Annotated in this window: 4 protein-coding genes; 1 reads left to right on the top strand and 3 read right to left on the bottom strand. The window is 70.0% G+C overall.

What is annotated here, in order from left to right:
- The 3 genes from RMN98_RS13680 to RMN98_RS13670 form a co-directional block, all read right to left on the bottom strand.
- Positions 1 to 266, bottom strand: a 266-nt coding sequence (locus RMN98_RS13680; protein ID WP_309649373.1) for a 2,3-bisphosphoglycerate-dependent phosphoglycerate mutase, incomplete at its 3' end; no start/stop codon positions are given.
- 4 nt (positions 267 to 270) lie between these two features.
- Positions 271 to 816 (bottom strand): hypothetical protein, encoded by a 546-nt coding sequence (locus RMN98_RS13675; protein WP_309649372.1) that lies wholly within the window; start codon positions 814 to 816, stop codon positions 271 to 273.
- 75 nt (positions 817 to 891) lie between these two features.
- Complete coding sequence (locus RMN98_RS13670; RefSeq protein ID WP_309649371.1) at positions 892 to 1,797, bottom strand: UbiA family prenyltransferase; 906 nt, start codon at positions 1,795 to 1,797, stop codon at positions 892 to 894.
- A 211-nt stretch (positions 1,798 to 2,008) separates the two neighbouring features.
- Between RMN98_RS13670 and RMN98_RS13665 the strand changes: the two genes are divergently transcribed.
- Positions 2,009 to 2,347 (top strand): CarD family transcriptional regulator (locus RMN98_RS13665; RefSeq protein WP_309649370.1); only part of this gene is annotated, 339 nt, incomplete at its 3' end.

Genomic DNA, 2,347 nt, shown 5'->3' with positions numbered 1-2,347 from the left:
CGCTCGTTGAGGCGCCAGGAGCGCTTGACCGGGATCCAGTGCCGGTCGGCCGCGTCGAGCGCCAGTGCGGCGGTGTTGATCGCGCGGCGCTGCAGCGAGGTGTGGACGACGTCGGGCAGGACGCCGGCCTCTTGGAGGAGCTCGCCGCCGCGGACGGCCTCGGCGCGACCCTTGTCGGTCAGCGGGACGTCGACCCAGCCGGTGAAGAGGTTCTTGGCGTTCCACTCGCTCTCGCCGTGGCGGAGCAGGACCAGCGTGTAGGTCATCGCGTCACTCCGAGTGCTCTTCGGGGGCCTCGCACGAGTAGGGCTCGGCCTCGGTCGCTGCGGCGCCCTCGACCTCGGGGGCGGTGTCGAGACCTTCGTAGAAGTCGCAGGCCCGCACGACCGGGACGTCGAGCACGACCTCGTCGCCGTTGGAGAAGGTGAACGCCACCGGGATCTGGTCACCGGCGATGAAGTCGCCGGTCAACCGGACGCCGCCGCCGACGTTCTCGACGTTGACGCCCTCGCGAGGGTCGATCACGAAGGACTCGATGGTGCTCGAGGTCAGGACCGTGTCGCCCGAGCCCGCGACCGAGACCAGCTCGGTGCCGGTCGAGGCGCCGTTGACCAGGCGCGCGTGGAGCGAGCCCGAGCCCGGCGCCTCGGCGATGACCTGTGCGCCGATCACGTCGACCGCCTTGTCGCGGTTGAAGGTGGCGTTGGTGGTCGTGTTGACCCGGTCGGTGGCGTAGTTGAAGCCGCAGCCCGTCAGGACGGGAGCGGACAGCACGAGCGCGCCTACCGTGAGCGCGAGCTTGCGGTGGTGATGCATCGTCAAGGGCCTTCGGGATCGGACGGGCGCCGGGGCGGCGATGAACGCTCCCAGCCTAGCGTCCGACCTCGGCACTCACTGGCGCAGCCCGACGTACGTCGCCGTGAACGCCATCAGCACCAGCACGACCGAGGTGTAGACCCCCGCCAGGGCCAGCAACCGGGTCGCGCCGAGCCGCAGCCCGAGGGTCAGCGGGAGGTAGGTCCAGCCGTCCTCGTTGTCGGCCACGAGCCCCCACAGGGCGCGGAGCACGTGGACGCCGACACCGAGCAGCGCGAAGAGCGCCGTCATCTGCCACGTGGGCGGGGTGCCCTCGAAGGCGCCGCCCCAGCCGCCGTAGGAGAGGTAGGCGGGGAAGAGGCCGAAGGACACCGCCCAGGGCAGCCACGACAGCTTGCCCTTGCGCAGCACGACGTTGCCCAGGAGCCCGACGACGAGCGAGAGCAGGTAGGCGCTGCCGGCGGTGATGCCGGAGGTGATGGAGAGGGGCACGACGAGCAGCACGCCACACGTGAGGGCGAACCACGCGGTGCCGGGGTCCAGCCGCTCGGTGGCGAGCGGCTTGCCGGGCTGCTCGTGACGGGCGTCGCGGCGGCGGTCGACCAGGTCGTTGTGCCACCCCAGGATCACCTGACCCACGAGCACGGTCGCCAGGACGACCGCCACCTCACGCGTGGGACGCCCCGACAGCGCGGCCGCGGCCGCCAGGCCGACCGCGGTCAGCACCGCCTGGCGCGGGTGGGCGGCCTGCAGGAGCAGGACCGGCATCCGGTCGCGCAGCCCGAGCCGCCCGGCAGCCCGTCGTTGGGGGTCGGGGGCAGTCGTGACCGGGGGTGCGAGGGCCTCGTCGTCCGACGGCACCTCGGTGAGGACCGTGTCCCCTCCCCGGGACACCTCCCCGCCGTTGGTGCTGTCGCCGGTCTCCGGGACCAGCCCCTCCCCGGCGGAGCGACGTGACTTCCAGCGCTGCGTCTTCGCCATCCGTGCAGTATCGGTCACGAGGTGCCCCGGATGAGGCAAACAGGCGGGACCCGGGGCGAAAAAGACCGCACCCAAGGCATCCGCAGAGGGGGCGCCACCATACGAACGTCGATTCTGTCAAGCCCAGAATGGGCCTCTGACCTGCAGAAACGCTGACGAGGCCGGCGAGAACCCGTGTTAGAATGGTCACCTAGGAAGGGGTCTACTACATATGACTTTCACCGTCGGCGAAACGGTTGTCTACCCAAATCACGGGGCCGCCATCATCGAGGACATCGAGATGCGGACGATCAAGGGCGAGGACCGGGAATACCTCGTCCTTCGGATCGTTGCCCAGCAGGACCTGGTCGTGCGCGTCCCGGCCTGCAACCTTGACCTGGTCGGAGTGCGCGACGTGGTCGACAAGGAAGGCCTCGACCGTGTGTTCGACGTCCTCCGTGCCGAGCACGTCGAGGAGCCGACCAACTGGTCGCGTCGTTACAAGGCGAACCTCGAGAAGCTCCACAGCGGCGACGTCATGAAGGTCGCCGAGGTCGTGCGCGACCTGTGG

Origin of the sequence: Nocardioides sp. (assembly GCF_031397825.1) — a bacterium.
In the GTDB taxonomy this organism is placed as follows: domain Bacteria; phylum Actinomycetota; class Actinomycetes; order Propionibacteriales; family Nocardioidaceae; genus Nocardioides.
The sequence above is the reverse complement of the archived record's forward strand: the minus strand, read 5'-3'. Positions and strand labels throughout refer to the sequence as shown.